The sequence below is a fragment of the Streptomyces ureilyticus genome (assembly GCF_011045025.1).
Classification (GTDB): Bacteria; Actinomycetota; Actinomycetes; order Streptomycetales; family Streptomycetaceae; genus Streptomyces; species Streptomyces ureilyticus.
Map to the genome: position 1 here is coordinate 1 of NZ_JAAKZX010000486.1, position 954 is coordinate 954.

1 pseudogene is annotated in these 954 nt (G+C 70.0%); it reads left to right on the forward strand.

Annotated elements, in window-relative coordinates:
• A pseudogene (locus G6048_RS48285) lies at positions 1-134 on the forward strand (ISAzo13-like element transposase-related protein); the annotation flags it as partial.
• Positions 135-954 lie beyond the last annotated feature (820 nt).

The window sequence follows — 954 nt, forward strand, 5'->3', positions numbered from 1 at the left end:
CGGCGGCGGTCGCAAGAGCGCCGAGGAGCTTGACCCGCTGCTCGTTCCGGCGTTGCTGGCGCTGGTCGAGCCGGATGAGCGGGGCGATCCGATGTCGCCGCTGCGGTGGACGACCAGGTCGCTGCGGCGACTGCGAGGTGCACACCACCACGCCCGACTGAGCGCGTTGCGGCAAAGGGAGCTCCTGTTCGATGAGCAGGGGCTTCTTCGCGCTCGGGGCATGATCACCAGTTCGACCAGGTTGCCGGTGTATCCGCCCTCGGCCCAGACCAGGCAGATGTCACGGCGCAGCCGCTGCAGCAGGCCCACCGCGGCATCCCGGTCCCCGACGTTCGCGGCGGTCACCGCGACGTCCCGGCCGGTCGAGGACTACACGGCTCGCAGTGCGGACGCCCCCGGGACGGTCGTCGAAACGGATCCGGTGGACGTAGCCGCGCTGGGCAAGGACGCCGGAGACCATGGCTACGCCGGGCCCCAGAATGGTCTCCCACGCCTCGTTCTGCCAGATGACGGGCCGGTTCCGGTCCAGGTGGACCAGGAGAGAGTCCGCCCGTCCTCCAAACCAGCCAGGCGGGGAGCTTGTCCTCGGTGGGAAAGCGCCTGAACTCGGCGCCGGGCGGGGGCGGTCCCACTCTCCAGGTGTCCACGATCAAGGGGAAGCTTCACCTGCCCGGTACCCCCTCGCCCGTACACACGGCGAAGTCGAGGCGATGGCGGCCACGTCTCCCTGGGCCGGCAGAGACTCCGCCAGGCCTGCGCGGTCTCGCCAAATACCCGATTGCCCTGTTGCCCGGCGAGGCGTCAGTTCTCCGTGTGTTCGCTGCCTTCTGCGCGGGCTGCGCGGGCGCGCTGCGCGCGGAGCTCCACGGCGTCGAGGAACAGGCCGATCGCGGTCTCGAACTGGTCCTCTTCGTCGATTTCCGCGAGATAGGGGGCGACCTGTGCCAGGTTCGG